Source organism: Methylobacterium sp. J-030 (assembly GCF_022829545.1).
Lineage (GTDB): Bacteria > Pseudomonadota > Alphaproteobacteria > Rhizobiales > Beijerinckiaceae > Methylobacterium.
Genome location: NZ_JAKSYM010000406.1, coordinates 1 through 25653 on the forward strand (window position 1 = coordinate 1; position 25653 = coordinate 25653).

The 25653-nt window shown below is 70.9% G+C and carries 22 protein-coding genes and 1 pseudogene; 14 read left to right on the forward strand and 9 right to left on the reverse strand.

The genetic code is table 11. The features are described from left to right. Nucleotides 1-154: 154 nt before the first annotated feature. A complete protein-coding gene (locus MKK75_RS34610; RefSeq protein WP_279594325.1) occupies nt 155-1345 on the reverse strand; it encodes a site-specific DNA-methyltransferase in 1191 nt (396 codons plus the stop codon). Nucleotides 1346-1915: 570 nt separating this feature from the next. On the opposite strand from MKK75_RS34610, the gene MKK75_RS34615 reads away from it, so the two are divergent. The 5 genes from MKK75_RS34615 to MKK75_RS34635 all read left to right on the forward strand — a co-directional run bounded on the left by MKK75_RS34615 (nt 1916) and on the right by MKK75_RS34635 (nt 6396). Then, nucleotides 1916-2266: a septal ring lytic transglycosylase RlpA family protein gene (locus MKK75_RS34615; protein WP_244046996.1), complete on the forward strand. Its 351-nt coding sequence runs from the start codon at nt 1916-1918 to the stop codon at nt 2264-2266. Between the two features lie 122 nt (nt 2267-2388). Next, nucleotides 2389-2703 carry a polyhydroxyalkanoic acid system family protein gene (locus MKK75_RS34620; protein WP_244046997.1) on the forward strand — a complete coding sequence of 105 codons (315 nt, stop codon included), beginning with the start codon at nt 2389-2391 and terminating at the stop codon, nt 2701-2703. A gap of 67 nt (nt 2704-2770) precedes the next feature. Continuing rightward, on the forward strand, nt 2771-3007 hold the full coding sequence (locus MKK75_RS34625) for a hypothetical protein (RefSeq protein WP_244046998.1): 237 nt from the start codon (nt 2771-2773) through the stop codon (nt 3005-3007). 57 nt (nt 3008-3064) lie between these two features. Next, on the forward strand, nt 3065-4864 hold the full coding sequence (locus tag MKK75_RS34630; protein WP_244046999.1) for an ATP-binding cassette domain-containing protein: 1800 nt from the start codon (nt 3065-3067) through the stop codon (nt 4862-4864). Nucleotides 4865-4905: 41 nt separating this feature from the next. Next, on the forward strand, nt 4906-6396 hold the full coding sequence (locus MKK75_RS34635; protein ID WP_244047000.1) for a carboxypeptidase M32: 1491 nt from the start codon (nt 4906-4908) through the stop codon (nt 6394-6396). A gap of 117 nt (nt 6397-6513) precedes the next feature. On the opposite strand, the gene MKK75_RS34640 is transcribed toward MKK75_RS34635, so the two are convergent. Together MKK75_RS34640 and MKK75_RS34645 are read right to left on the reverse strand one after the other, a co-directional pair. After that, entirely contained in the window at nt 6514-9990 is a 3477-nt protein-coding gene (locus tag MKK75_RS34640) for a YhaN family protein (RefSeq protein WP_244047001.1), read from the reverse strand. 188 nt (nt 9991-10178) lie between these two features. Next, the gene (locus tag MKK75_RS34645) at nt 10179-11417 is read right to left on the reverse strand and encodes a DNA repair exonuclease (RefSeq protein ID WP_244047002.1); all 1239 of its coding nucleotides are present in this window, start codon (nt 11415-11417) and stop codon (nt 10179-10181) included. Between the two features lie 440 nt (nt 11418-11857). On the opposite strand from MKK75_RS34645, the gene MKK75_RS34650 reads away from it, so the two are divergent. After that, the gene (locus tag MKK75_RS34650) at nt 11858-12631 is read left to right on the forward strand and encodes an endonuclease/exonuclease/phosphatase family protein (RefSeq protein ID WP_244047003.1); all 774 of its coding nucleotides are present in this window, start codon (nt 11858-11860) and stop codon (nt 12629-12631) included. Here MKK75_RS34650 and MKK75_RS34655 read toward each other — a convergent pair. From MKK75_RS34655 to MKK75_RS34665, 3 genes are all read right to left on the reverse strand, one after another. Next, nucleotides 12549-13985: a phospholipase D-like domain-containing protein gene (locus MKK75_RS34655; protein ID WP_244047004.1), complete on the reverse strand. Its 1437-nt coding sequence runs from the start codon at nt 13983-13985 to the stop codon at nt 12549-12551. The genes MKK75_RS34650 and MKK75_RS34655 overlap by 83 nt on opposite strands. Nucleotides 13986-14050: 65 nt before the next feature. Continuing rightward, entirely contained in the window at nt 14051-14353 is a 303-nt protein-coding gene (locus MKK75_RS34660) for a hypothetical protein (protein WP_244047005.1), read from the reverse strand. A gap of 128 nt (nt 14354-14481) precedes the next feature. Next, nucleotides 14482-15300, reverse strand: coding sequence for an enoyl-CoA hydratase (locus MKK75_RS34665; RefSeq protein ID WP_244047006.1), 819 nt, complete (start codon nt 15298-15300; stop codon nt 14482-14484). 180 nt (nt 15301-15480) lie between these two features. On the opposite strand from MKK75_RS34665, the gene MKK75_RS34670 reads away from it, so the two are divergent. Together MKK75_RS34670 and MKK75_RS34675 are read left to right on the forward strand one after the other, a co-directional pair. Further along, complete coding sequence (locus MKK75_RS34670; protein WP_244047007.1) at nt 15481-15636, forward strand: DUF5993 family protein; 156 nt, start codon at nt 15481-15483, stop codon at nt 15634-15636. Between the two features lie 14 nt (nt 15637-15650). Then, nucleotides 15651-16211, forward strand: coding sequence for a disulfide bond formation protein B (locus MKK75_RS34675; protein WP_244047008.1), 561 nt, complete (start codon nt 15651-15653; stop codon nt 16209-16211). 31 nt (nt 16212-16242) lie between these two features. On the opposite strand, the gene MKK75_RS34680 is transcribed toward MKK75_RS34675, so the two are convergent. Beyond that, nucleotides 16243-16686, reverse strand: coding sequence for an AMP-dependent synthetase (locus tag MKK75_RS34680; protein ID WP_244047009.1), 444 nt, complete (start codon nt 16684-16686; stop codon nt 16243-16245). A gap of 271 nt (nt 16687-16957) precedes the next feature. Here MKK75_RS34680 and MKK75_RS34685 point away from each other — a divergent pair, with 271 nt between their 5' ends. After that, nucleotides 16958-17374, forward strand: a complete 417-nt coding sequence (locus tag MKK75_RS34685) for a hypothetical protein (RefSeq protein WP_244047010.1) — start codon at nt 16958-16960, stop codon at nt 17372-17374. A 225-nt stretch (nt 17375-17599) separates the two neighbouring features. Here the strand turns inward: MKK75_RS34685 and MKK75_RS34690 are convergent, their stop codons facing one another. After that, nucleotides 17600-18295 (reverse strand): uracil-DNA glycosylase, encoded by a 696-nt coding sequence (locus MKK75_RS34690; protein ID WP_244047011.1) that lies wholly within the window; start codon nt 18293-18295, stop codon nt 17600-17602. A gap of 273 nt (nt 18296-18568) precedes the next feature. On the opposite strand from MKK75_RS34690, the gene hemH reads away from it, so the two are divergent. After that, on the forward strand, nt 18569-19654 hold the full coding sequence (gene hemH, locus MKK75_RS34695; protein WP_244047012.1) for a ferrochelatase: 1086 nt from the start codon (nt 18569-18571) through the stop codon (nt 19652-19654). A gap of 90 nt (nt 19655-19744) precedes the next feature. Continuing rightward, complete coding sequence (locus MKK75_RS34700; protein WP_244047013.1) at nt 19745-19903, forward strand: hypothetical protein; 159 nt, start codon at nt 19745-19747, stop codon at nt 19901-19903. A 248-nt stretch (nt 19904-20151) separates the two neighbouring features. On the opposite strand, the gene MKK75_RS34705 is transcribed toward MKK75_RS34700, so the two are convergent. After that, the gene (locus tag MKK75_RS34705; protein ID WP_244047014.1) at nt 20152-21075 is read right to left on the reverse strand and encodes a peptidylprolyl isomerase; all 924 of its coding nucleotides are present in this window, start codon (nt 21073-21075) and stop codon (nt 20152-20154) included. A 264-nt stretch (nt 21076-21339) separates the two neighbouring features. Here MKK75_RS34705 and secA point away from each other — a divergent pair, with 264 nt between their 5' ends. The 3 genes and pseudogenes from secA to MKK75_RS34720 form a co-directional block, all read left to right on the forward strand. After that, on the forward strand, nt 21340-24231 hold the full coding sequence (secA, locus tag MKK75_RS34710) for a preprotein translocase subunit SecA (protein ID WP_244047015.1): 2892 nt from the start codon (nt 21340-21342) through the stop codon (nt 24229-24231). 7 nt (nt 24232-24238) lie between these two features. Further along, a complete protein-coding gene (gene bioD / locus MKK75_RS34715) occupies nt 24239-24910 on the forward strand; it encodes a dethiobiotin synthase (RefSeq protein ID WP_244047016.1) in 672 nt (223 codons plus the stop codon). Nucleotides 24911-25088: 178 nt separating this feature from the next. Then, a pseudogene (locus MKK75_RS34720) lies at nt 25089-25653 on the forward strand (KUP/HAK/KT family potassium transporter); the annotation flags it as partial.

Below are 25653 nucleotides of genomic sequence, written 5' to 3' on the forward strand. Positions count from 1 at the left end.
GCACTCTCCCTCCCCCGCAGAGGGGGGAGGGAAAGAAGCGGAGCCCTTCAGCCCCTTTCCGGGAGGGAAGTGTAATGACCGCAGCTTATCCTGCGATGCGGCAGCCTAGCAGCCGCCGAAGCAATCTCCCCGAATGCTTCGGCCGGACATGGCTTCAGCCGTTCGCCATCGCCTGCCGCAGGCCGGCCCGATAGCTGTCGATCACCACCGGCTTGCCGGCGCGCTCCACGTGCCAGAAGGTCCAGCCGTTGCAGGCCGGAAGCCCCTGCACGAGGGCACCGATCTTGTGGATCGAGCCGATCACGAGGCCATTGTCGAGCTGCCCGTCCGGCCGCACCGTGGCGCGGAAGCGGCGGCGCTCGTCGGTTACGGTCTCGCCGGGGCGGATGTGCCCCGCCTCGATCACGGACAGGAACGGCACCCGCGGCTCGGCCCGCTTGGTCGGCGCCACCATCAGGGCGGCCTTCGACAGGGGCTCCACGGCGGCGATCCGCGCACGAGCGGCCTCGGCATAGACCGTCTCGCGCTCGATGCCGATGAAGCGGCGGCCGAGGCGCTTGGCGACGGCGCCGGTCGTGCCGGTGCCGAAGAACGGGTCGAGCACCACGTCGCCGGGGTTGGTCGCCGCGAGCAGCGTCCGGGCGAGCAGCGCCTCGGGCTTCTGGGTCGGGTGGACCTTGTGCCCATCCGCACCCTTCAGCCGCTCCTCGCCGGTGCAGAGCGGGATGAACCAGTCGGAGCGCATCTGGAGGTCCTCGTTGCCCCCCTTCAGCGCCTCGTAATGGAAGGTGTAGCCCTTCGAGTCCGCCGAGCGCGAGGCCCAGATCAGGGTCTCGTGGGCATTGGTGAAGCGCTTGCCGCGGAAGTTCGGCATCGGGTTGGCCTTGCGCCAGACGATGTCGTTGAGGATCCAGTAACCGAGATCCTGCAACGCGCTCCCGACCCGGAAGATATTGTGGTACGAACCGATCACCCAGAGGGTTGCGTTCGGCTTCATCACGCGGCGGCAGGCCGCGAGCCAGTCCCGGGTGAAGGTGTCGTAGGCCTCGAAGGTGGAGAACTTGTCCCAGTCATCGTCGACGGCGTCGACGCGGCTCTGGTCCGGACGCAGCAGGCCGGCTTCGCCGAGCTGCAGGTTGTAGGGCGGGTCTGCGAACACGCAGTCGACGCTCGACGCCGGCAGGTTGTTCATGGCTGCGATACAATCCCCGATCAGCACTTGGTCGAGGGGAAGGGGACGCTGGGCGGGTACGAGACCCATCCGTGGCGCCGACGCGGGCCGCCCGGCACGCGAGACCTGTTTCCGGGCGACGACGTCGGCAGCCACGGTACGCGGGGAAGCCATGGCAAACACCGGTTACGCGACTGACCGGCAGACCATGCCCCCGACAGGGTAAAGGCCGGGTTTTCAAATTTTTCCGGCGCGCGTCCCGTTCTGGGGCTGCAGCTTTTGCCGAGTTCCCGCCGGGCAATCCCGAAACAGATGAAGCATTCGTTACGGGGCATCCCGGGTGTGCGAGGCCGCATGACTGAGCGCGCCCGTACGCTTCGGCGACTTGGATCTGCCGAATAGCCGCGCACGATGCTTGTCCCCGCACGAAGCTCATTCACCCGTCCCGCCTCCAGCTCAGCGGGATGCAGGGTCACGGTCAGCGCAGACCTTGTGATAAAATACCTGTTCGGGCCGTCACCCGTCCGTCACGAGGAAATCTTGCGCGCTACATGGACAGACAGCTCAACGTACACATCGCAACAAAACCCGAAATAAATTGAAACAAACCTCCATGTAATCAGAATGACTAGGATGAAGCCGGCCAGAATGTGACGCGAACCGGCTTCGAAAGCCTGCCATAATCTGGTCCCTTTCCGACACGACTGGCGCCGCCCCGATAACAACAAAGGGAATGCGTTGAGAATGTCGTTTGGTCTCGGTAAGCTCGTTGTCTCGCTTGGAATGCTGTCCACCATCGTCGGAACGAGCCTCCCGGCCGCCGCGCAGAGCGGAGCGGCCTCCTGGTACGGGAGCGGCCACCGCACCGCGAACGGCGAGCGTTTCAACCCCAACGGACTGACCGCCGCCCATCGCAGCCTGCCGTTCGGCACCCGGGTCCGCGTCGAGAACAGGCGGACCGGCCGCTCGGTGGTGGTTCGCATCAACGATCGCGGGCCGTTCGTGCATGGCCGCATCATCGACCTGTCGCGCGGTTCCGCCCGCGCCCTGGGCATGGGCGGCACGACCTACGTGTCGCTGCACGTGCTGCACTGATCCCGTAAGGCGACGTGCGCGCCCGGCCGCCTCCGTCCCGACCGGGCGAGGCGGCCCCCGGGCGTTGTCTGGGACGGCCCGAGGCCCCATCTGCTGCCGGGTTCAGCTCGGATCAGCCCTCCATGCCAAAACCCCTCATCGTCGACATCCCGCACGACCTCGGCCGCGACGAGGCCAAGCGGCGCCTGGAGCAGGGCACCGAGCAGGCGCGGGCGTTCCTCGCCAAGAGCGGCATCGCGGTGGACCAGCTCGCCTGGACCGGCGACCGGCTCGATTTCGGCGTGTCCGCTGTGGCCCAGAAGATCGCCGGGACGATCGATGTCGGCGCCGAGAGCGTGCGGCTCGAAGTGAAGCTGCCGTTCCTGCTCGCCCTGTTCGCCGAGAAGATCCAGAGGGTGGCGAGCAAGGAGGGCAATCTCCTGCTGACGAAGAAGTAGCGTCCCGGAACCGGATCGGCCGGACCTTGTTTCCGCCCGAACGACATTGGTCTCGCGGAGGATAACGGTGCCCGATTTCACCCTCGCCGCCCCGGGGCAAGTCCCGGAGGTGCCGCCGCAGCCGGCTCCGGGGCCGGATCGGCCCTACGAACCGCCGCAGGCGCCGACGCAGCCGCCCGGTCCGGAGATCCCCGGCAATACCCCCGCGGAGGCGCCCGGCATCCAGCCCCCGGAGATCCCCGTGAACGACCCGGGCGGGCCGGAGATCAGCCCGCCCACCGGCCCGGCCAACCCGATCGCCTGACAGGCGAGCGGCGACGCGGGTTTGAACGGCGAGCCGCGCGCTGCCATAAGCCGGCGCATGGCCGCTCCCCCGCTCCTGACCCTCCAAGACGTCGCGCTGACTTTCGGCGGCACCCCGCTGATCACCCGCGCCGAGATCGCCGTCGCCCCGGGCGAGCGGACCTGCCTGGTCGGCCGCAACGGCTCCGGCAAATCGACCCTGATGAAGATCGCCGCCGGGCTGGTGGAGCCCGACAGGGGCCGCCGGTTCGTGCAGCCCGGCACCACGATCCGCTACCTCGCGCAGGAGCCGGATTTTTCCGGCTTCGCCACCACGCTGGACTTCGTGGAGGCCGGCCTGCCGGGGGAATCGACCCACCGCGCCCGCTACCTGCTGGAGAGCCTCGGCCTCACCGGCGAGGAGGACCCCCAGAAGCTCTCGGGCGGGGAGGGGCGGCGCACCGCACTCGCCCAGGCCCTCGCGCCGGAACCCGACGTGCTGCTCCTCGACGAGCCGACCAACCACCTCGACCTGCCGGCGATCGAGTGGCTCGAAGCCGAGCTGAAGGGCACCCGCGCGGCCCTCGTGCTGATCAGCCACGACCGGCGCTTCCTCTCGGCCCTGTCGCGGGCCACGATCTGGCTCGACCGGGGCGAGACCCGCCGGATCGACCAGGGCTTTTCGGGTTTCGAGGCATGGCGCGACGCGTTCTTCGAGGAGGAGGAGCGCGACCAGCACAAGCTCGACCGGAAGATCGTCGCCGAGGAGCACTGGCTGCGCTACGGCGTCACCGCCCGGCGCAAGCGCAACGTCCGCCGGCTCGGCAACCTTCACGAATTGCGAAAGAACCGCCGCGAAGTGCGCCGCCCGGTCGGCAGTGTCAGCATGCAGGCCTCGGACGCGGAATCCTCCGGCAGCCTCGTGGTCGAGGCCCGCGACATCGCGAAGCGCTACGGCGAACGGACGATCGTCGAGGGCCTGTCGCTGCGGGTGATGCGCGGCGACAGGCTCGGCATCGTCGGGGCCAACGGCGCCGGCAAGTCGACGCTGATCAACCTGCTGATGGGCCGGCTCGCGCCGGATTCGGGGCAGATCGTGCTCGGCACCAACCTGATGCCGGTGGTGCTCGATCAGGCCCGGGCGACGCTCGAACCCGGCATGACCGTCACCGACGTGCTGACCGGCGGCCGCGGCGACAGCGTCACGGTCAACGGCCAGAGCCGCCACGTGATCGGCTACCTTAAGGACTTCCTGTTCACCCCCGAGCAGGCGCGTACCCCGGTCTCGGTGCTGTCGGGCGGCGAGCGCAACCGGCTGCTGATCGCCCGCGCCCTGGCGCAGCCGGCCAATCTCCTGGTCCTCGACGAGCCCACCAACGACCTCGACCTCGAAACCCTCGATCTGCTCCAGGAGATGCTCGACGACTACCAGGGCACCCTGATCCTGGTGAGCCACGACCGCGACTTCCTCGATCGGGTGGCCGGCAGCGTGCTCGTTTCGGAGGGCGTCGGCCACTGGGTCGAGTATGCCGGCGGCTACAGCGACATGCTGCTCCAGCGCGGCCAGGGGGTCGAGGCGCGCGCCGTCGCCCCGAAAGCCAAGGAGCCGCGCGCGCGCTCCGCCGCGCCGGCGTCCCAGCTGGCGTCTAAGCCCAGGCTTGGCTTCAACGAGCAGCACGAGTTGAAGACGCTGCCCGCCCGGATGCAGAAGCTGGAGGCGGCGATCGGCCAGCTCAAGACGATCCTGGCCGACCCCGACCTCTACGCCCGCGACCCCGCCCGGTTCGACAAGGCCTCGACCCTGCTGGCGCAGGCCGAGACCGAGCTGTCGCAGGCGGAGGACCGCTGGCTGGAACTGGAGATGCTGCAGGCGGGCTGAGCGCCGCACTCGACGGTGAGACTGACCGGACCGGAGACCGCATGACCGCCTACCAGACCCTCGAACAACGCTTCGCCCGCCTCGCCGCCCTCGAAGGCGCGGCCGGGATCCTCGGTTGGGACGCGCAGACCCTGATGCCGGACGGCGCCGCTACGGCGCGGGGCGACCAGCTGGCAATCCTGCGCGGGCTCGCCCACGAGATGCTGACCGCCCCCGCGGCGGCCGAGGATCTCGACGCCGCCGAGCGGGACGGCGGGCTCGAAACCTGGGCCGCCGCCAACTTGCGCGAGATGCGCCGGGCGCAAGGACACGCCACGGCCGTGCCGCGCGATCTGGTCGAGGCGAGTTCCCGGGCGGTCTCCCGTTCCGAGATGGCCTGGCGCGAGGCGCGCCGCGAGTCCGACTTCGCCAAGCTGGAACCCCACCTCGCCGAGGTGCTGCGGCTCCAGCGCGAGATCGGACAGGCCAAGGGCGCCGCCCTCGGCCTCGATCCCTACGACGCGCTGCTCGACAGCTACGATCCGGGCATGCGCCGGGCCACGATCGACCCACTCTTCGCGGATCTCACCGACTGGCTCCCGGCGCTGATCGCCCGCGCCCGGGAGATCCAGGCCGCACGCCCGGCGCCGCTGCCGCTCACCGGCCCGTTCGACGTGGACGTGCAGCGGGCGCTCGGCCTCAAGTTGATGGAGGCGGTGGGATTCGACTTCACCCGCGGCCGGCTCGACATCAGCCTGCACCCGTTCTGCGGCGGCGCCACCGACGACGTGCGGATCACCACCCGCTACGACGAGGCCGATTTCGGCCGGGCCCTGATGGGCGTGCTGCACGAGACCGGCCACGCCCTCTACGAGCAGGGCCGCCCGGAACCGTGGCGCAACCAGCCGGTCGGCGCGGCCCGGGGCATGAGCCTGCACGAGAGCCAGTCGCTGATCGTCGAGATGCAGGCCTGCCGGAGCCGGGCGTTCTTCATCTTCCTGGCGCCGCTGCTGCGGGCGGCGTTCGGACGTTCGGGGCCGGAATGGGCGCCGGAGAACCTGCACGCGCTCAACACCCGGGTCGCGCCGGGCTTCATCCGGGTCGACGCCGACGAGGCGACCTATCCGGCGCATATCCTGCTGCGCTACCGGCTGGAGACCGCGATGATCGCGGGCGACCTCGCGGTGCGGGACCTGCCGAGGGCGTTCAACGACGGGATGCGGGAGCTTCTGGGCCTGACCGTTCCGGACGACCGTCTCGGCTGCCTGCAGGACATCCACTGGCCGAGCGGGGCCTTCGGCTATTTCCCGACCTACACGCTGGGCGCCCTGGCGGCGGCGCAGCTGTTCCGGGCCGCGCGGGCGGCCGAGCCGGCGCTGCCGGACTGCCTGGCGGAAGGTGATTTCGCGCCGCTGCGGCGCTGGCTGCGCGCGAACGTGCACGAGGTCGGCAGCCTGCTCGACACCGACGCGTTGCTGACCCGCGCCACGGGGGCTCCGCTCGGCACGGCCGCATTCCGGGCGCATCTGGAGGCGCGGTATCTCGGGGGGTGATGGGCTGGAAGGTTCTTGGAGGAGGCCCGGAGCGGCCCCCGCTTCTCTCCCTACCCCCTTTGCGGGGGAGGGGGATCCGCGGGGACGGCCGCTTCCTACCGATCGACGCCCTGGCCCCTACAAAGCCACGATATCCACCGCATCCCCCAGCCGGTCCCGGGCGATGTCGGCCACGTGGCGGTGGTGGGTGAACAGGATCGGCTGCACCGCGGCGCCGATCTCAGCCAGTGCATCCAGGCCGAACCCGGTGCGCGCCTCGTCGAACGTCGAGAACAGGTCGTCGCCGATGAACGGCGCCGGCTCGGCGCGCCCGGCATAGTCCTCCAGGTAGGCGAGCCGCAGGGCGAGGTAGAGCTGGTCGCGGGTACCCTCGCTCATGCCCTCGATCGCGACCTGACCGCCGGCCGCGCGCTGCCCCGCGAGCTTCGGGGTGTCGTACTCGTCGAAGGTCTGGACGAGGCCCGAGAAGGCGCCGCCGGTGAGGGACCGGAACAGCGCCCCGGCGCGCGCCACCAGGGGATCCTGCTGCCCGGCCCGGTGCCGGGCCGCCGCCTGCCCGAGCATCAGGCCGGCCAAGCGCAGCACCGCCCAGGACCGGGCGGCCCCCTGGAGATCGGCCTCCGCGGCCTTGCGCTCGGCGAGCGCCAATTCGGCCCCGGTCCCGCCTTCGAGCTCGGCCCTGCGCCGCTCGGCCCGGTCGCGATCCGAAAAAATCACCCGGCCGCGCTCCTCCTGCTCCTCGGCCTCCAGGGCGAGCCGCGCCGATTCGGCCTCGATCGCCTCCGGGGAGAACGCTTCGAGCCCGGCGCGTAACTCCGCCTCGGTCAGCCCGTCCGCAGCCCCGGCGAGGTTGCCGCGCAGGCGAAACAGGTCGGCGCGCAGGGTCTCCCGGGCCCGCAGCCGGCCGAACAGCGCCTCGATCTCCGGCATCGGCGCCTCGGCCAGGTCCGGCATCGCCGCGGCGACGTGGCGGGTCAGCGCCGCCCGCGCCGTCGCTTGCCCGTCCGCAGCCGCGCGGCTCGCCGCGGCGGCCTCCTCCCACCGGCGGTCGAGTTCGGCCCGCCGGGCTTCCCGGGCCTGCGCGGCCACAAGGCGGGCGTGCAGGGTTCGCACCGCCGCCGCCGGGCTCTCCCTGGCGAGATCGGGGGCGAGCGCCTCAGACAGGGCGGCCGCGTTCGCCTGAAACATGTCGCGATCACGCCGGATGCCGGCGGCGCGCCGGTTCAGGTCGGCGCGCTCGGTGAGCCGTTCGGGCACCGCCCGCCACGCCTCCAGGGCGCTCTCGGCCTCCTCGGGCCGGGCCGCGGCGTCGAGGCCGAGGGGCTGGAGCGCCGCAAGCCATTCGGATTGCCATGCGGATCGGCGGCCCTCGGCCTCCGCGCGGGCCGTCTCCAGCCGCTCGACCGCGGCGCGCGCGGCGTGCAGCAGGCCGCCGGTCTGCAGGCTCGCCTCCCAGCGGCTCGTCAGGGTGGCGACCCGCGCCTCGAACCGGTCCAGGCGCAGGGCGAGATCGAGATCGGGCTCCGGCGCCAGGCCGGCGCGAGCCCAGAGATCGGCGATGGGCGCCCGGGCGGCCTCGATGACCGCCGACACCCGGTCTCGCTCGATCCGCTGATCGGCGAGCCGCTGCTCGGCCTCGATCAGGCTCTCGACCTCGCCGAGCCATGCCGCCATCGCGGCTGGCGACCCGGGGACGAGGCCAGCGGCCTGCCACGCCGCGCGCCACGCCGCCTCGCCCTCGGCGATCTCCGCGACGATCCCCGCCAGATTATCCTCGGCGGCGGCAAGTTCCGCCTCCTCGGCGGCGAGCCGGTCGCGGTCGGCCGCGTGGGCGGCGACCCGGGTGGCGTCGCCCGCGCGCTCGTCGGCGATACGGTCCGCGTCGAGGAGCGCGCGCTCGTAGGCGGCGATGGACGCGGCCTCGACCGGTCGTCCGGCCACGAGGGCGTCCCGCAGCGGTCCGAAGGCCGCGTCGCGCGTGGCGCGAAGGGCCTCGAGCCGTTCCCAGGTGGCGATCGGCCGGCCGGCCTCGCGCTCGCGCAGCCGATCCCGGGTGGCGGCGGCCTGACGGCGGGCCGCGTCGCGCTGGTCCGCGGCGCGTTCCCGCTCGCGCGACTTGCCGTCGAGGAGGGCGCGGTAGGCCGCCACCGTCTCGGGCGAGGGCAGGGGCATCCGGACCAGGGTGGCGCTGTCGGCGACGGGCGGCACGAGCCGGGCGGCCTGATTGCGCAGCAGCGCCGCCTCCCGCCGGATCGTAGCATCGAGGGTGTCGTGCGTCTCGATCCGCTCGCGCAGACGGGCCAGCGGCTTCAGCGCCTCCCGCAGCGGGGCCGGGTCGCGCGGGGCGCCCGCCGCCTCGATCTCGCCGGCCAGTCGGTCGCGCTCGGAGAGTGCCGCCGCGCGGTCGCGGGCGAGCTGGTCTTCGGCCGTCGCCAGATTCCTGTGCTCGCGGATCAGCCATTCGATCCGCGCCCGGACGGCGTCGGTGGGCTGGCCCGCCTCCAGGGCCGCGAGGTCGGGGACGCCGATCCGGGCGCGCAGCCGTTCCAGGTCCAGGCCGACCTTGTGGGCGTCGCCCTCGAGCCGGGGCAGGTCGGTGCCGCCCTTCTCGAACTCCTTGATGCCGCTGAACGCCGTCAGGATCGCGTCCTCCCGGAGCGTCAGCCCCGGTTCGACCGGCACCGCCTCAGCCTCGGCGCGGGCGCGGGCGAGGGCGGATCCGGCCCGCTCGGCCTCGGCCTCCGCGACGCGGCCCTGTTCGAGGGCGGCGCCGAGACGGTCGATCCAGGCCGGATCCGCGTTGACCAGGCCGTCCTCGGCGCGGATGCGCAGCTCCAGGGCGTCGATCTCGGAGAGGAGCGGCCGGACCCGCTTGAGCCGCTCCAGGCGGGCGCGCTCGGCCGCAACGCGCTCGCGCTCTAATCGGAGGGCATCGAGTTGCGTGGCGGCGCCAGTGATATCTTCGTTCAGGGAGCGCCAGTCGCCAACGCGCAGTTCCTTTTCTCGGATGAGCCTGCGAGCCTCATCGTACCGGTCGAGCGCTTGGTAGAACGTGCGATGCTTGGCCCGCTTGTTGGCGAAGATGGCCTCGGCCTCGTCTTCCAGGGCGGATTGCAGCTCCGTGAGCCCGCGCAGGCCCGAGCCCGCCGCGAACAGGCTCGCGCCGACCTCGCCCTCGACATCGACCATCTCGCGCCCGCCGGCCCGCAGGCTCGCCGCGTCGAGGCCGAAGGCGCGGCAGAACACGGTGCGCGAGAGGCCACCGAGGAACGGCGCCAGGGCATCGTCGGGCATCGGCGACTCGGCGGCGTCGATGAGGGTGCGGGCGTTGCCCTTCCGGCGCCGGAAGCTCAGCCTGCGCCCGTCCGCGGCAACGATCTCGGCGCCCAGGCGGAGCTGCGGCATGTCGTGCCGGAAGGCGTACGGGGTGGATTTCCCGAAGCCGAACAGCAGGTCGGTGACGGCCGCGAGCGCGGTGCTCTTGCCGGCCTCGTTGGCCCCCAGCACCACGTGCAGGCGCGCGTCCGGCCGGAACGCGATGGCGCGGTCCGTGAAGGCGCCGTAGCGTTCCAGGGCGAGGTGGATCAGGCGCATCAGGGTTCCCCTAGCAGGTTGCTGCGAACCCCTCACCGTCCTTGCGAGCGCAGCGAAGCAATCCACTTGTGCCGCGCTCATCGATGTCGCGGTGCTCTGGGTTGCTTCGCTGCGCTCGCAACGACGGGGTTGGCGGCGGATGCTGCGGTGTCGATCGATCCGGCGACATGCGGTTCGAGGCCGGCTGCTCAGCAGTGCCGGCCGGTGAGGCGGCCGAGGATCAGCGCCTCGGCCTCGGCGCAGAGGGCATCGAACTCGGCCTCCAGATCCGCCTCGGCGGCGACCGCGGCGGGCATCCGGCCGCCGATCTCCGCCAGCGCGGCCCTGGCCCGGGCGCGGAAGTCCGGATCGCGGTCGAGGTCGGCGAGCAGGGCCGCCGGGTCGATCGCGGCGCCGGAAAAGTCGAACGCTGCCGGCGGCCGGCGTGTCTCGATCTTGAGGCGTTCGAGCCAGAGATCCTCGTGCAGGCGGTGGGCGGCCGCCTGGATCTCGGCGGTGACCGCGTCCCGGTCCGCCGCCAGGGCGTCGTGGGCCTGCGTGATGCCGGCGAGGTGGACGCGGACCAGAACGAGCCGGTTCGCGGCGAGCCCGGCGAGCGGGTGCAGGGCCGCCTCCACGGCCTCGATTGCGGCGCGGGTGTCGGCCGCGTCGGAGAGATCCACCGAGACCCGCTCGAACCGGGCGCGGTCGAAAGCGAGGCGGGTCAGGCCGGTCACCCGGCCCTCGGCCACCTCCACCAGAACGGCGCCCTTGGCGCCGCATTCGCGGATGCTCCGGCCCTGGAGGTTGCCGGGGAACACGATCCAGGGATCCCGGGACAGCTCGGCATACTCGTGGATGTGCCCCAGCGCCCAGTAATCGTAGCCCCTGGCCGTGAGGTCGGCGACCGAGCAGGGCGCGTAGGTCTCGTGGGCGGCGTGGCCGGTGCAGGAGGTGTGCAGGATCCCAAGATTGAACCAGCCCGGCAGCGCCGCCGGATAGGTCAGCGACAGGTTCTCCTCGACCGCCCGGAACTGGAAGCTGCGGCCGTGCAGGGCGACGCGCAACGCCTCGATGCGGTGGGTTCCGGCGCGGTTGGCCGGAAAGACGTGGACCGACGCCGGCAGGGTGATCGCACGGGTGATCACGCTCTCGGCGTCGTGGTTGCCGCGGACCAGGATCGTCGGGATGCCGGCGCGGTCGAGCCGCGCGACTTGGCGCGCGAAGAACAGGCCGATCGTGTTGTCGGCCCAGTCGCCGTCGTAGACATCGCCCGCCACGACCACGAAGGCGACCGACCGCTCGATCGCCTGCGTGACCAGATCCTCGAAGGCCTGCCGCCCGGCCGCGGCGAGGCGCCGGGCGAGATCCGCGTCGCGGGTCGCGAGGCCCGACAGCGGGCTGCCGAGATGCAGGTCCGCCGCATGGATGAAGCTGAAGCCTGACATCGGACCCGGGTTGATCGGTGGCACCTTCGGGATCGACGCCTGCCCCGGAGGGCCGGCGGCGTGACGAGGCTGGCTCTTAGGCCGGGGGCGGGGGGCGGCTCAAGCGTAGTCCATCGCCGCGGTGGGGATGCGCGCGTCCTGTTGAAGGCGGGCCGCTAGCGCGGCACTTTTTGTGCTGGCTCCCGGGTCGCATTCCGCTGCCGCTGCATGCGCCCGGGAAAGGGCGTCGCGTTTCATTCTCCGGCGCTCCCGTTCCCGGACAGGTGGAGCGCCAGCGGAACCTGATCCGGGATCCAGCACGAGAAGCGCCGCGAAGCGGCCCCATCATCAACCCAACATCCCGCGGCGTCCCCCGAGACTTCATCGAACACCCGAGCCCCACGCGCGTTACAGCGGGGCGGTGGCGGGAGTACCGCGCGGTGAGGTACGAGTCCGGCCCGATGACCATCGCTGCACGCCCGGGCCGCCACGGCCCGACACCGCCGCTCCGGCCGCCCGAGGCCGCCCACCCGCCCTTCAAGATCGTGAGTTGGAATCTCCTGCGGCGCACCGGGGCGGCCGTCGACGACGTCGCCGCTCTGGTGGCGCAGGAGAAGCCCGATCTGCTGCTGATGCAGGAGGCGACCCGCGCCATCGGGTTCCTGCTGGACCGGATCGGCGGCCACTATGCCTGGGCGCCGCTGCCGGGGCGGATCCACGGGCTCGCCATGTGGAGCCCGACACCCTGGCCGGCGCCCCCGCGGGTCATCACGCTGCCCTCCGGCGCCCTGGTGCACCGGGTCTCCCAGATCCTCGATCTCGGCACGTTCGGCGTCGCCAACGTCCACCTGTCGCACGGGCAGATGCTGAACCGGCGCCAGCTCCGCCGGATCGTCTCGGAGCTGCCTCCGCGCGCCGCCGTGCTCGGCGACTATAACATCGTCGGGCCCGCGCTGATCCCGGGATTCCGCGATGTCGGCCCCCGGCGGCCGACCCACGCGATGGTGGAGGTGCTGCCCCTGCGCCTCGACCGATGCCTCGCCCGCGGCCTGATCTGTCACGACCACGCGGTGCTGCCGCGGGGGCCCTCCGATCACCGGCCGATCGTCGTCCATCTCGGGCCGGCGCCCGACGCACACGCGCCCGGGCGCCTCAAAGGTATGGCAGCAGCAGTCGCACGCCTGCGTCGCGCAGACGAACGGGCAGGGCGCGCCCGGCGAGATCCTCCCGGCTGAGCCGGGCCGCCATCTTGCCGCGCATGAACGCGTCGAGCTGGGCGGCGAGATCCGCGTCGATCACCTCGACGTTCAGCTCGAAGTTGAGGCGGAAGCTGCGCATGTCCCAGTTGGCGCTGCCGACGAAGCACCAGATGTCGTCCACCACCATCGCCTTGGAATGGTCGAAGGGCGGCGCGTCGAGCCAGACCCGTACGCCGGCCCGGAGCAGCGGATCGAGATGCGCCCGGGTCGCCCAGTCGATGAACCGGTGGTCGCTGACCCGGGGGATGATCACGTCGACGGTGATGCCCCGCATCGCGGCCTGCGACAGGGCGCCGGTCACGAGCTCGTCCGGCAGGAAGTAGGGCGTCACGAACCGGACGGATTTCCGCGCGCAGGCGAGCGCCTGGAGGATGACCTGCTCGATCTTCTCGACGTCGGCGTCCGGGCCGGAGGTGACCGCCCGGGCCACGCTGGAACCGGTGGGCTCCAGATCGGCGAACCAGGGCTCGGCGTCGAGGTTCTCCTCGGCCACGAAGGCCCAATCGGCCGCGAAGGCGACAGCGAGCTGCTCCACCACCGGGCCCTCCAGGCGGAAATGCGTGTCGCGGATCGGGTGCTCGGGCTTCAGCGACACCCGGTTCGGATGCGAGATGTTGAGCCCACCGGTGAAGGCGACGCGCCCGTCGAGGATCAGCAGCTTCTTGTGCGAGCGCAGGTTCAGGAACGGCATCCGCCAGGGCAGGGCGGAGTGCATGAACAGAGCGGCCGGCACCCCGGCTGCGGTCAGACGGCGATAGACCGGCGCCCGGAAGTAGCCGCCGCCGATCCCGTCGACGATCACGCGGACCTTCACGCCGCGGTTCCTGGCCTCCACCAGGGCGTCGCAGAACTCGGCCCCGGTGGGGTCATCGCGGAAAATGTAGCTCGACAGGCCGATGCTGGCCTTGGCCTCGCGGATCGCCGCCAGCATCACCGGATAGGCGGCATCGCCGTTGCGATACATCCGCACGGCATTGCCCGCGAAGGCCGGCAAGCCGGTGATCCGCCGGATCGCCCGGTCGAGGGGCCAGAGCGCCTCCGGCACCACCGCGTCGTCGGTATCGGGGAGCTTCGTCGCGTCCGACGGCTTGGTCCGCAGCCTCCGGGCCCGGCGCGAGACGCGATTGATGCCGAAGGTCAGGTAGAGCGCGGTGCCGAAGATCGGCGACAGCCATGCGAGGCCGATCCACCCCACGGCCACGCTCACCCGCCGCTTGCGCTGCAGGGCGTGCAGCGTGACGCCGACCGCCAGGATGAAGCCGATGAAAGCCTCGACATCCGACCGCATCAGGGCGGTCGACTGAAGCCATCGCGTGAGCGCGTTTTCCAAAGTCTCGGCATCCGGTTCGCTGGTGACGGCGCCGGATATAGCCGAAGGATCGGCGGTGACGCGGATTAATCCGTGCGCTTGGCCGGAGGGGCAACGGCAACCGGACGCTCGCAGCGATACGGACCGCTGCCGTCGAGGGCCGCGTACAGGATCCGGCCGCCGGACTGGATGCAGCGCGTCTTGGCCTCCGCGTAGGGGCGATGGAAGCTCCAGATGGTGATCATCGGCCCGACCATGGCGAAGCAGACGCCGCCGAACACCAAGGCCGCGGCCCAGGTCGCACCGTTGCGGTCCGGGCGCGGTGGGCGGGGCGGCGGCATCGTGCCGTAGAAAGCCAGCGTCAGACCGAACAGGTCGATGGTGCTCATCAGCCGTTCCGCGTTGAGGGCGCCGGGTTCAGCAGACCCTCGCGCGTCCACAATCCTAGGGCAGGGCGCCGCCGGAACCTACGCACGGCGCGCCGATCCGCCTGCGTCCTATCGCGCCACGTCGTCGGTCACGGCTCCCAGCGCGGCGGGCGCTTGCCCAGGAAGGCGTCGATGCCCTCCTGGGCGTCGGCCATCATCATGTTCCGCACCATGACGTCGGCCGTGTATGTGTAGGCCTCCTCAAGGCCCATCTCGATCTGCCGTCCGAACGCCTCCTTGCCGATCGCCAGGACGCGCCGGGCCTTCCCGGCGATGCGGGCCGCCAGCGCGCCGACCGCTTCGTCGAGCTCCGCCTCCGGCACGACGCGGTTGACGAGGCCGATCCGCAGCGCCTCGGCGGCGTCGATCGGTTCGCCCACCAGCAGCATCTCCAGCGCGGCCTTGCGCGATACGGCCCGCGACAGCGCGACCATGGGGGTCGAGCAGAACAGGCCGATCTGCACCCCCGGCGTGGCGAAGCGCGCCGCGTCGGTGCAGATCGCGAGGTCGCAGGTCGCCACCAATTGGCAGCCGGCCGCGGTGGCGATCCCGTGGACGCGGGCGATCACCGGCTGCGGCAGGTGCGTGAGGCTCAGCATCAGCCGGGCGCAGCTGCGGAACACCGCCTCGGTCGCCGCCCGGGACGGATCGGCGCGCATCTCCTTGAGGTCGTGTCCGGCGCAGAAGGCCGGGCCGGCGCCCCGCAGAACCACGACCCGAACCGTCGGATCGGCGCGGATCGCGTCGAGTTCGATCTGAAGGGCGTCCATCAGCACCATCGACAGGGCGTTGCGGGCCTGCGGACGGTTCAGCGTCAGGGTCGCGACGCCGTCGGCATCGCTGCGCAGCAGGATCGGCGCCTGCGGATCGCGCGTACCGGATGGGGCCGGCGCAGTGGCTGCACTCATGGGGCGTGTCCCGATCTTGGCCGACCGTCCGAGGTGCCAGCCTTTCAACCCACAGGTAGCATGCTGGCCGGCCGGCTGCGACGCCGGCGCGACAGGCCCGCGAAAGCTTGGCGCGTCATGCGGACACGTTCGCGCCGCGGACCGGGCTTCCCCGGGCGCGCGGACAAGCGGGAGGCCTCCATGATGGTGTTGCCGTTCATCGGCTTCGCGGGCAGCGCGGCCGCGATTCTGGCGGGGCGGCGCGGCATCGCCATCGGCCTGTGGCTCGCCGGGCTGATCGGCACGCTGGCGCTGTTTGCCGCCCACGCCACGTCGACGCTCGACTTGGCCTTCTGAGCGAATCGCCCGACATGACGCCGCTTCACGCCCGCACGCTCAACGCCCTCGGACTCCTGGGCTGCTGCGCGGTCCTGCTGGTGGCCTTCGGCTATCAGGTCCGGCTCGGCGAGCTGCCGTGTCCGCTCTGCCTGCTGCAGCGGGCCGCGTTCGCGGCTGCCGGGATCGGCTTCGCGCTCGGCGTGCGGTTCGGCCCGCGGCCGTCGCATTATGGGATCGCGATCCTGAGCGCGATCGCCGGTGCCGCCATCGCGGCCCGGCAGGTCGCCCTGCATGTCGTGCCCGGAACCGGCGGCTACGGCTCGACCCTCTTCGGCCTCCACTTCTACACCCTCGCGCTGATCGGCTTCGTGGCGCTGATCGGGGCGGTGGCCGTGCTCCTCGTGCTCGCCGATACCCCGCAGCCCGCGGCGCGTACCGGGCAGCTTGCCGGGCTGTTCGGGATGGCCTGCCTTCTGCTCCTGCTCGGCGTCACCCTCGCCAATGCCCTCTCGACGGCGGCCGAATGCGGCATCGGCCTCTGCCCGGACGATCCCACACGCTACGAGGCACTCGACGCGTGGCTGAACCGGTAGGCCCGCCGCGGATCGGCCCGGCGGCCGTGCCTCACGCCATCTCGGAGAGGGCCAGATCGAGGCTCGCGAAATCGGCGCCGGGGCCGTTCCACCACAGCGCCGGGTAGATCGCGAGGCGGCCCATCACCGCCGCGTAGGCCTCCGCCAGATGCGCGTCCGCGATGACCAGGGCGGCTCCGGACAGGCCCTCGGCCAGCGCGGTCCCGCGGCGGCCGGCGAGGCAGATCACGCGCAGGCCGAGGCGGCTCAGGCCGAGGCGCATCGCCTCCGCCTGCCCGAGATCCTGCACCAGCAGCGCGACGGCATCGCCCGCCCGGAGCCCCTCGCCCCAGGCCCAGCGGGCAAAGCGGTGCGGACAGATCGGCGCGCCGGCCGCGGCCGGTTCGGCGCGCCGCGGGGCGATGCCGGACGGGCCGCGCCCTTCGGGTGCACGGGGAGCGGGGATAGATGCGACAGGGGTTTCGAAGCCGAACATGCGATGCAGACCGCCTGGATCTGGACAAACCATGATCCTGGCGTGACGCGAGCCGGTTAACACTCTCTCTCACCGGACGGCGCGGCCGGAACAAGAGCCGCTTTTCGCCCGTTGTAACGCCCTTCCCTGCGCCTATGGCCAACGAGCCGTGAAGGCCGAACGGCGCTTTGTCGTCAAATTCGGTCGCAGTGGCGCGGGGTTCGGGCCGGCCTATGTCGATGTCCACCGGGGCGGCCTTCAGAAGCCGCCGTCATCGAGGAGACACGCCCGCATGCGCCAAGCTGTCCTATCCGCCGCCCTGATCACCGCCGCCCTTCCGGCACAGGCGCAGATCCGCAACGCGCCGGCCCCGCGGGCCCTGGAATTCGCCGCCTACATCTTCGCGGCCTCTAACGTCTGCGGCTATCGGATCGGCAGCGACCAGTTCGAGGGGCTGCTGGCAAAGCAGAACGTGCGGATCGCGGACGTCCAGCCCCGCGGGCCGTTCGGCAACCGGGTGCAGACGATGTTCACGCTGATGTCGAACCAGATGCAGCAGAACCGCGATCAGGCCTGTCTCGCTGTCGCGGGCGAGTACGGGCCGGAGGGCACGGTCGCCAGGAACGTGCTGCTGCCGGCCGGTCAGGATGCGGGCGCGCCGGCCACGCCTGCGGAGCCTGCCAAGCCCGCGGAGTCCGCAAAGCCGTAGTGACGAAAGGGCTTGGCCAGTTCCGCGACGGAAACTCGGGTGCCCCCGACTCAACCCCCTCATCCTGAGGTGCCCGCTCCAGCGGGCCTCGAAGGAGGGCTCCAGGGATCGCGCGGCTTCTGGAGGCCTCCTTCGAGGCCTTTGCTCCGCTTCGGCACGTCAGGATGAGGTCGAGGATCGGATAGCCGATCCCGTGGATCCTACAGCGCGCAATCGCAAATTTGCTCAAGCTCGCCCCAAACGCCATTCGATCGGCTGGATCCCGCGTTCGGCGAGCCAGCGGTTGGCCCGGCCGAACGGATCCGATCCCGGGAAATCCCGGGCGCGGTTGAGCGGCGAGGGGTGCCCGCTCTCGAAGACGCCGTGGCGGGTCCGATCGATCAACGCCGCCCGGGCGCGGGCCTGGGCGCCCCAGAGCAGGAACACGGCGGGCTCCGGGCGGCCCGAGACCGCGGTCACCGCCTCGTCGGTCAGCCGCGCCCAGCCGGTGCGGAGATGCGCCCCGGCCTTGCCGGCCTCGACGGTCAGGGCGCTGTTGAGGAGGAGCACGCCCTGGCGGGCCCAGGCCGTAAGATCGCCGCCCGCGGCGCGCTCGGAGCCCGCCTCGGCCAGGATCGCCTTCAGCGATGCGGGCAGGCGGCCCGATCCCACGAACGAGAAGGCGAGGCCGTTCGCATCGCCCGGGGTGGGGTAGGGGTCCTGCCCGAGGATCACCGCGCGCACGGCGGGCAGCGGCGTCTCCGCAAGGGCGCGAAAGATCTGGGCCGGAGCCGGCAGCACGCGGGCGCCCGCCGCGAGGCGCGCATCAATCCGGCTCGCCACGGCCTCGGCCTCCCCGTCAGCGAAGAAGGGCAGCGCCAGCCAGGGTGAGCCGGAGGCGCGGAAAACGGCGAGGGCATCGGCCACGGGTGTCGCGCGCATCGAATCTCCAGTTTCCCCGACGACGGCCTCGGTTGCAGCGCGCCGCCCACCGTGTTTAGGGACGGGGGTCGTGCGTGCGGCTCCGGTGCGGCATGTCGCATCCGGTCTTCGCCGGGCGGCATCGCACCCTACATGGAGGCGCACCCAATGGGGTTAAGTCTCCGGTCCAGGCCCCAGCGCGCGCGCCGGCCGCCGGATCTCTGTAGCCACAGGAAGGACTCGGCGCGCGGCGCCGGAACGCTGCCATGAACACACCGCTATGAAAACGCTGCCATGAACGAACGCGTCGAACCCGCCGCCGCGCTGGCCAATGGCCGTCCCCTCGCTCCGCGCGAACCCGCGGCCGACACCCTGCCGGCCGACCATCCGAAGGTGGCCTGGGGCCGCGTCGGGGTGCTGCTGATGAACCTCGGCACGCCGGAGGGCACCAGCTACTGGCCGATGCGCCGGTACCTGAAGGAGTTCCTGTCCGACCGGCGGGTCATCGAGGTTCCGCGACTGATCTGGTGGCCGCTGCTCAACCTGATCATTTTGACCAAGCGCCCCGGCCCGAAGGGCCGCGACTACGCCAGCGTCTGGAACACCGACCGCAACGAGGGGCCGCTGAAGACCACCACCCGCGGTCAGAGCGAGCGGCTGCAGGCCGCGATGGGCGATACGGTCGTGGTCGATTGGGCGATGCGCTACGGCAAGCCAGAGGTCGCCGACCGGCTGCAGGCGCTGCTCGACCAGGGCTGCGACCGCATCCTGCTGGTGCCGCTCTATCCGCAATACGCCGCCGCCACCTCGGCCACCGCCTGCGACCAGGCCTTCCGCGCCCTGATGGACATGCGCTGGCAGCCGACGGTCCGCGTCTCGCCGCCCTACCACGATGACCCGGTCTACATCGCCGCCATGGCCGATTCGATCCGGGAGGGTCTGGCCAAGCTCGATTTCGAGCCGGAGGTGATCCTCACCTCGTTCCACGGGGTGCCGCGCAGCTACCTGCTCAAGGGCGATCCCTACCATTGCCAGTGCCACAAGACCGGCCGGCTGATCCGCGAAGCGTTGGGGATGTCGCCGGAGCGGATGCGGGTCACCTTCCAGTCCCGCTTCGGCAACGAGGAATGGCTCAAGCCCTACACGGACGAGACCGTGACGGAGCTGGCCAAATCCGGGGTCAAGCGCATGGCGATCGTCGCCCCGGGTTTCACGGCCGATTGCCTGGAAACCCTGGAGGAGCTGGACGGCGAGAACCGCCATTATTTCGAGGGCAACGGCGGCGAGCGCTTCGCCTATATCCCGTGCCTGAACGACAGCGACCTGGGCATGAAGGTCATCGAGCACGTGGTGCGCCGCGAACTTCAGGGCTGGATCTGAGAATCGGGTCCGGGCCGCTTGCTGCGCAGCCTGGGCCGCCTATTCTTTTCCTAAGCCGGACGAATGATCGACTCGGCGCGGGAGGATTCCATGGCGTTCTTCATCGGCATCGCGTGCCCCTGGCTGCTAATCGCGGTGCTCGACCGGATTGCCGAAGGGCGCCGCACCAACGAGCTGTCCGCCCTCGGCGTCACGCCGCAGCCCGCGCCCGCGCAGTCGAGCTACCTCGTGCCCGACCGGCCGTACTGACGGACGCTCGCTTCTCGGGCGGGCCGTACTCGGGCCGACCCTCTCCCGGGCGCACGCAGCGTCAGCGGAATGCGACCCGGGATCCGGCGCAAAACGTCGCGAAGCGTCCATCGGGAACACGCCGAGCCGCTTTCGCGGCACTTCCAGTTCTTGATCCCGGATCACCTTCCACTTTCGTTCCAGGCGTCCGGGAAAAGGGAGCGGCATTCGAGCCGCGACAGGTCAGCGTCCACCCGACGCAGCGCCGATCACGGCTTCTTCAGCTCCGGCGCTGGCTGAGCCGCCTCGGCGGGGGCGTCGGGGCGATCGATCTTCGCCTCTGCCCGCAGCTTCAGGATCAGATCCTGCTGCGCCTTGCGGATCAGGTGCTGGTCGATCTGCTCCTTCAGCTCGTCGAAGGTCGGCTGCGGCTTGGTCCGCTTCTCCTCGACCTTGATGACGTGCCAGCCGAACTGCGTCTTCACCGGATCGGACACCTGCCCCGCCTTCATCGCGAAGGCCGCGTTGGCGAAGTCCGGGACCATCCGATCCTTGGTGAACCAGCCGAGATCGCCGCCCTCGGCCTTCGAGCCCGGATCCTTCGAGGTCTCGGCCGCGACCTTGGCGAAATCCTCGCCGCCCTTGATTCGGCCTGCGATCTTCTTGGCCTCAGCCTCGTTGTCCACGAGGATGTGGCGGGCGTGCACCTCTTCCTCGGGCTTCATCAGCTTGACGGTCTGGTCGTAGATCGCGTGCTCGGCCTCGGGGGTGACGGCACGCTTGGCCTCCTGCTCCAGGTAGTCGTCGAGCAGCAGCTTGTCGCGGAAATAGGCGAGCTTGCGCTTGAAGTCCGGCGTGTCGCCGATCTTGGCGGCCTCGGCGGCCTGCGCGCCGACGCGGAGGTCGACCATGTAGTCGACCAGCAGGTTCTTCTTCTGCGCGTCATCGACGCCCGGCAGCGACAGGGCCGGATCGTCGGCCGCGATGGCGAGATCGCCCTGCGTGATCGGCTTGCCGTTGACGCTCGCCACGACGGAGTCAGGCCCCGCCGGGGCGGCCGGGACGGCGGCCGGCGTGTTCGCCGCGGGCGTCGGGGCCTGCGCTTTCTGCGGCGCCTGGGCCAGCGCGACGCCCGGCAGCGCGATCAGGATTGCGAGCGCGCTGACGCGCCGGAGCAGGGCGGTATGGGGCATGCGGGCGAAGTCCTCGGCTGGCGTCTCGTGGCCGCGCCGGATCGGGCCGGGCGGCGGGCCGCGGCACAGGTGGCCCGCGTCGCGCGAGAAGGCAAGCGCGGCCGTTCGGCCAGTGGCGGAACCGTGACCGCACCGGCCCGCGTTGAGAGCCGCCCCTTTCAGGTGCACCGGGCGATGTTTACCTCTATAAGCCCGGCCAACTCCGCCCAGGCCGGCCCGCCACGCGACAAGCGTTAAGCGGGCTCGCGCGTCCGCAGGTCCACGATGCTCGGCTCGATCGCCAAGAAGATTTTCGGCTCCTCCAACGACCGGCGCGTCAAGGGCTATCGCCCCCGCGTGGCGCTGATCAACGCGCTGGAACCGGAGATCCAGGCCCTGTCGAACGAGGCCCTGCGCGCCCGCACCGACATGCTGAAGGCGGAACTCGCGGCCGGCAAGAGCCTCGACGACATCCTCGTGCCGGCCTTCGCCACGGTGCGCGAGGCGGCCAAGCGCGTCTTCGGCCAGCGCCACTTCGACGTGCAGCTGATCGGCGGCATGGTGCTCCATGAAGGCGGCATCGCCGAGATGAAGACCGGCGAGGGCAAGACCCTGGTGGCGACGCTGCCGGTCTACCTCAACGCCCTGGAGGGCAAGGGCGTCCACGTCGTCACCGTGAACGACTACCTCGCCGCCCGCGACGCCGAGTGGATGGGCCAGCTCTACCGGTTCCTCGGTCTCTCCGTCGGCACGATCGTCCACGGGCTCGACGATGCGCAGCGCAAGGACGCCTATGCCTGCGACATCACCTACGGCACCAACAACGAGTACGGGTTCGATTACCTGCGCGACAACATGAAGTACGAGCTGTCCCAGCTGGCGCAGCGGGGGCACAACTTCGCGATCGTCGACGAGGTGGACTCGATCCTGATCGACGAGGCGCGCACGCCGCTGATTATCTCCGGCCCGGTGGACGATCGCTCGGAGCTGTACGTGGCGGTCGATGCGCTGATGCCGCGCCTGCGCAAGGAGTTCTACGACCTCGACGAGAAGCAGCGTACCGTGTCGCTGACCGAGGAGGGCAACGAGTTCATCGAGGAGGCGATGCGCGAGGCCGGCCTCCTCAAGGAGGGGGACCTCTACGACGCCCACAACGTCACCCTGGTCCACCACGTGAACCAGGCCCTGCGCGCCCACACGCTGTTCACCCGGGACAAGGACTACATCGTCAAGAACGACGAGGTGGTGATCATCGACGAGTTTACCGGCCGCATGATGCAGGGCCGGCGCTACTCGGAAGGGCTCCATCAGGCGCTCGAGGCCAAGGAGCGCGTGACGATCCAGCCCGAGAACCAGACGCTGGCCTCGATCACCTTCCAGAATTATTTCCGGCTGTACAAGAAACTGGCCGGCATGACCGGCACGGCCTCCACCGAGGCGGACGAGTTCGCCGAAATCTACAAGCTCGATGTGGTCGACATCCCGACCAACAAGGAGGTCGAGCGCGTCGACGAGGACGACGAGGTCTACCGTACCGTCGGCGAGAAGTACGACGGTATCATCGCGGAGATCGACAAGGCGCATGGCCGTCACCAGCCGATCCTGGTCGGCACCGGCTCGATCGAGAAGTCGGAACTGCTCGCCGAACTTCTGAAGAAGCAAGGCTACAGCCTGCTCGACTATTCCGATCCGAACGCGCTGACCGACGTCTACGCCGCCGCCCGCGAGGGCCGGGTGACCAAGCGCTTCGCCGTGCTGAACGCCCGTTTCCACGAGCAGGAGGCCTACATCGTGGCCGAGGCCGGGGTGCCGGGCGCGATCACCATCGCCACCAACATGGCCGGCCGCGGCACCGATATCAAACTCGGCGGCAACATCGAGATGCGGGTCGAGAAGGAACTCGCAGGCGTCCCCGAGGGGCCGGAGCGCGACGCGCGGATCGAGGCGATCAAGGCCGAGATCGCCGAGAACCGCGCCAAGGTGCTGGCCTCGGGCGAGCCGGCCGACCCGGAGGCCGGCCGCAAGAAGGACCTGCCGGGCGGCCTCTACATCATCGGTACCGAGCGCCATGAGTCCCGCCGCATCGACAACCAGCTCCGCGGCCGCTCCGGCCGCCAGGGCGATCCAGGTCGCTCGAAGTTCTACCTGTCGCTTCAGGACGACCTGATGCGGATCTTCGGCTCCGACCGCATGGATGGGATGCTGCAGAAGCTCGGCCTGGAGCAGGGCGAGGCGATCATCCACCCCTGGATCAACAAGGCGATCGAGAAGGCGCAGCAGAAGGTCGAGGCGCGCAACTTCGACATGCGCAAGAACGTGCTCAAGTACGACAACGTCATGAACGACCAGCGCAAGGTCGTGTTCGAGCAGCGCCGGGACTTCATGGGGCAGGACAGCGTCCGCGAGACCGTGGACGAGATGCGCGAGGGCGTGATCGACGACCTCGTCGCCCGCCACATCCCCGAGAACGCCTACGCGGAGCAGTGGGACGTCGCCGGCCTGAGCGAGCAGGTCCGGGAGATCCTCAATCTGGACGTGCCGGTGGACGACTGGGCCAAGGAGGAGGGCATCGCCGACGAGGAGATGCGCGAGCGCCTGCTCAAGGGCGCCGAGGAGGCTTATGCCGCCCGGACCGAGAAGAACGGCGCCGAGGTGACGGCCTATATCGAGAAGCAGGTGCTGCTCCAGACCCTCGACCACCTGTGGCGCGAGCACCTCGTGACCCTCGATCACCTGCGGCAGGTGATCGGCTGGCGCGGCTTTGCCCAGCGCGACCCGCTGAACGAGTACAAGTCCGAGGCCTTCGACCTGTTTAACGGCCTCGTGACCGCCCTGCGCGAGCAGGTCACCGCGCAGCTCTCGCGGGTCGAGATCATGATGCAGGAGCCGCAACAGGAGTATCCGGCGGGCGGGCCAGCCCTGCCGCCGATGTTCGCCCAGCACCTCGATCCGGTCACCGGCGAGAACGAGATGGACTATGCCGGCCAGGGCTCCGGCAGCGACGGCGGCGGCGGGCCGGCCTACGGTTTCGCCGCCCAGGGCCTGTCGGCGGACGGCGCCGTTCTGGAGCGCGACCCGCAGGACACCGCCACCTGGGGCCGCGTCGGCCGCAACGAGCCCTGCCCCTGCGGCTCGGGCAAGAAGTACAAGCACTGCCACGGCAGCCTTCAGGCCTGAGGCCGGCATGGCCGCCCGGACGGTCTTCATTGCGGGGGCCGGCACCGAGATCGGCAAGACCTACGTCACCGCGGCGCTGACCCGGCGCCTGCGGGGGCAGGGCCGGCCGGTGCGGACGCTGAAGCCGCTCGCGAGCGGCGTGCCGCCCCTGGGCGATCCGGGCTTCGCCGAGAGCGACACCGCCCGCCTCCTCGAGGCGCAGGGCGTCGCCCTCGACGCCGAGGCGGTGGAGGCCTGTTCGCCCTGGCGCTTCGCCGCGCCGCTCTCGCCCGATCAGGCGGCCGTGCTGGAGGGGCGATCCCTGGATCTGGCCAAGCTCGTCGGCTGGTGCCGGGCGCAGATCGTCGGCACGGAGGGCACGCTGCTGATCGAGGGGGTCGGCGGCCTGATGAGCCCGGTCACCGGGGCCGCGACCGGGCTCGACTGGCTCCGGGCGCTCGGCGTTCCGGCACTGCTGGTCTCCGGCAGCTACCTGGGGGCGATCAGCCACACGCTCACGGCCTGCGAGACCCTGCGCCGGTATGAGGTGCCGCTCTGCGGCCTGGTGGTCAGCGAGAGCGAAGGCGCGCCGGCTCCGGCCAGCACCGTCGCTGCATCGATCGCCCGCCACGCCGGCACGGAGGTGTTCTGCATCCGCCGCGGCGCGGCCTGCCCCGAAGCGCTGGCGGATCTGATCTGAGCCGGCGGCGCGTCCCGTCACGGCGGTACAGAGGCGTTATCCCCTCACGTCCCCGTGTGGGGCCGCTCGCGTGGCCGCACCCGCCGCCGCATCTGCTGGACGGCGTGACGCAAGCCGCTAACTGTCGAGCAACGCCGACTCGCCCAGGCCCGGGCAGGTTCGTGTGGGAGTCGGTTCGTTGAGTCAGTCCCTTGCCCCCGCCGCGGAGCCCGGCGCCGAGGCCGATACACAGGGCGGCGCATCCGCCCACAATCGCCTGCGACCGGCCCTCGTGCTCGGCGCGCTGGGTGTGGTGTACGGCGACATCGGCACGAGCCCGCTCTACGCGTTCAAGGAGGCGGTGAAGGCGGCCACCAGCGGCGGCGCCTCGGTGCCGGCCGCCGCGACCGGCGCGGTGTCGCTGATCCTGTGGTCGCTGATCCTGATCGTCTCGCTGAAATACGCCGGGCTGATCCTGGGCGCCGAACACCGCGGCGAGGGGGGGATCGTGTCCATGCTGTCCCTGCTCGGCGCGCGGCAGGAGCGACCTGGCTAGTGGCAGACGCTGCTGCTGGTGGTCGGCCTGGTCGGGGCCGCTTTCCTCTACGGCGAAGGGGCGATCACCCCGTCGAGCTCGGTGCTCTCGGCGATCGAGGGCCTGAAGGTCGATGCGCCCTCGCTCGGGCCGTACGTGGTGCCGATCACGCTGGTGATCCTGATCAGGCTGTTCCTCGTCCAGTACAAGGGCGTGGCCTCCATCGGCC

Excerpts from the sequence above, each read along its gene's own strand:
- MKK75_RS34680 (WP_244047009.1), bottom strand. The coding sequence starts at position 16,686 with ATGTTCGGCTTCGAAACCCCTGTCGCATCTATCCCCGCTCCCCGTGCA.
- MKK75_RS34630 (WP_244046999.1), top strand. The coding sequence starts at position 3,065 with ATGGCCGCTCCCCCGCTCCTGACCCTCCAAGACGTCGCGCTGACTTTC.
- MKK75_RS34670 (WP_244047007.1), top strand. The coding sequence starts at position 15,481 with ATGATGGTGTTGCCGTTCATCGGCTTCGCGGGCAGCGCGGCCGCGATT.
- MKK75_RS34675 (WP_244047008.1), top strand. The coding sequence starts at position 15,651 with ATGACGCCGCTTCACGCCCGCACGCTCAACGCCCTCGGACTCCTGGGC.
- MKK75_RS34635 (WP_244047000.1), top strand. The coding sequence starts at position 4,906 with ATGACCGCCTACCAGACCCTCGAACAACGCTTCGCCCGCCTCGCCGCC.
- MKK75_RS34665 (WP_244047006.1), bottom strand. The coding sequence starts at position 15,300 with ATGAGTGCAGCCACTGCGCCGGCCCCATCCGGTACGCGCGATCCGCAG.
- MKK75_RS34610 (WP_279594325.1), bottom strand. The coding sequence starts at position 1,345 with ATGGCTTCCCCGCGTACCGTGGCTGCCGACGTCGTCGCCCGGAAACAG.
- hemH (WP_244047012.1), top strand. The coding sequence starts at position 18,569 with ATGAACGAACGCGTCGAACCCGCCGCCGCGCTGGCCAATGGCCGTCCC.
- MKK75_RS34640 (WP_244047001.1), bottom strand. The coding sequence starts at position 9,990 with ATGCGCCTGATCCACCTCGCCCTGGAACGCTACGGCGCCTTCACGGAC.
- MKK75_RS34705 (WP_244047014.1), bottom strand. The coding sequence starts at position 21,075 with ATGCCCCATACCGCCCTGCTCCGGCGCGTCAGCGCGCTCGCAATCCTG.
- MKK75_RS34690 (WP_244047011.1), bottom strand. The coding sequence starts at position 18,295 with ATGCGCGCGACACCCGTGGCCGATGCCCTCGCCGTTTTCCGCGCCTCC.
- bioD (WP_244047016.1), top strand. The coding sequence starts at position 24,239 with ATGGCCGCCCGGACGGTCTTCATTGCGGGGGCCGGCACCGAGATCGGC.
- MKK75_RS34620 (WP_244046997.1), top strand. The coding sequence starts at position 2,389 with ATGCCAAAACCCCTCATCGTCGACATCCCGCACGACCTCGGCCGCGAC.
- MKK75_RS34685 (WP_244047010.1), top strand. The coding sequence starts at position 16,958 with ATGCGCCAAGCTGTCCTATCCGCCGCCCTGATCACCGCCGCCCTTCCG.
- secA (WP_244047015.1), top strand. The coding sequence starts at position 21,340 with ATGCTCGGCTCGATCGCCAAGAAGATTTTCGGCTCCTCCAACGACCGG.
- MKK75_RS34645 (WP_244047002.1), bottom strand. The coding sequence starts at position 11,417 with ATGTCAGGCTTCAGCTTCATCCATGCGGCGGACCTGCATCTCGGCAGC.
- MKK75_RS34660 (WP_244047005.1), bottom strand. The coding sequence starts at position 14,353 with ATGAGCACCATCGACCTGTTCGGTCTGACGCTGGCTTTCTACGGCACG.
- MKK75_RS34700 (WP_244047013.1), top strand. The coding sequence starts at position 19,745 with ATGGCGTTCTTCATCGGCATCGCGTGCCCCTGGCTGCTAATCGCGGTG.
- MKK75_RS34615 (WP_244046996.1), top strand. The coding sequence starts at position 1,916 with ATGTCGTTTGGTCTCGGTAAGCTCGTTGTCTCGCTTGGAATGCTGTCC.
- MKK75_RS34650 (WP_244047003.1), top strand. The coding sequence starts at position 11,858 with ATGACCATCGCTGCACGCCCGGGCCGCCACGGCCCGACACCGCCGCTC.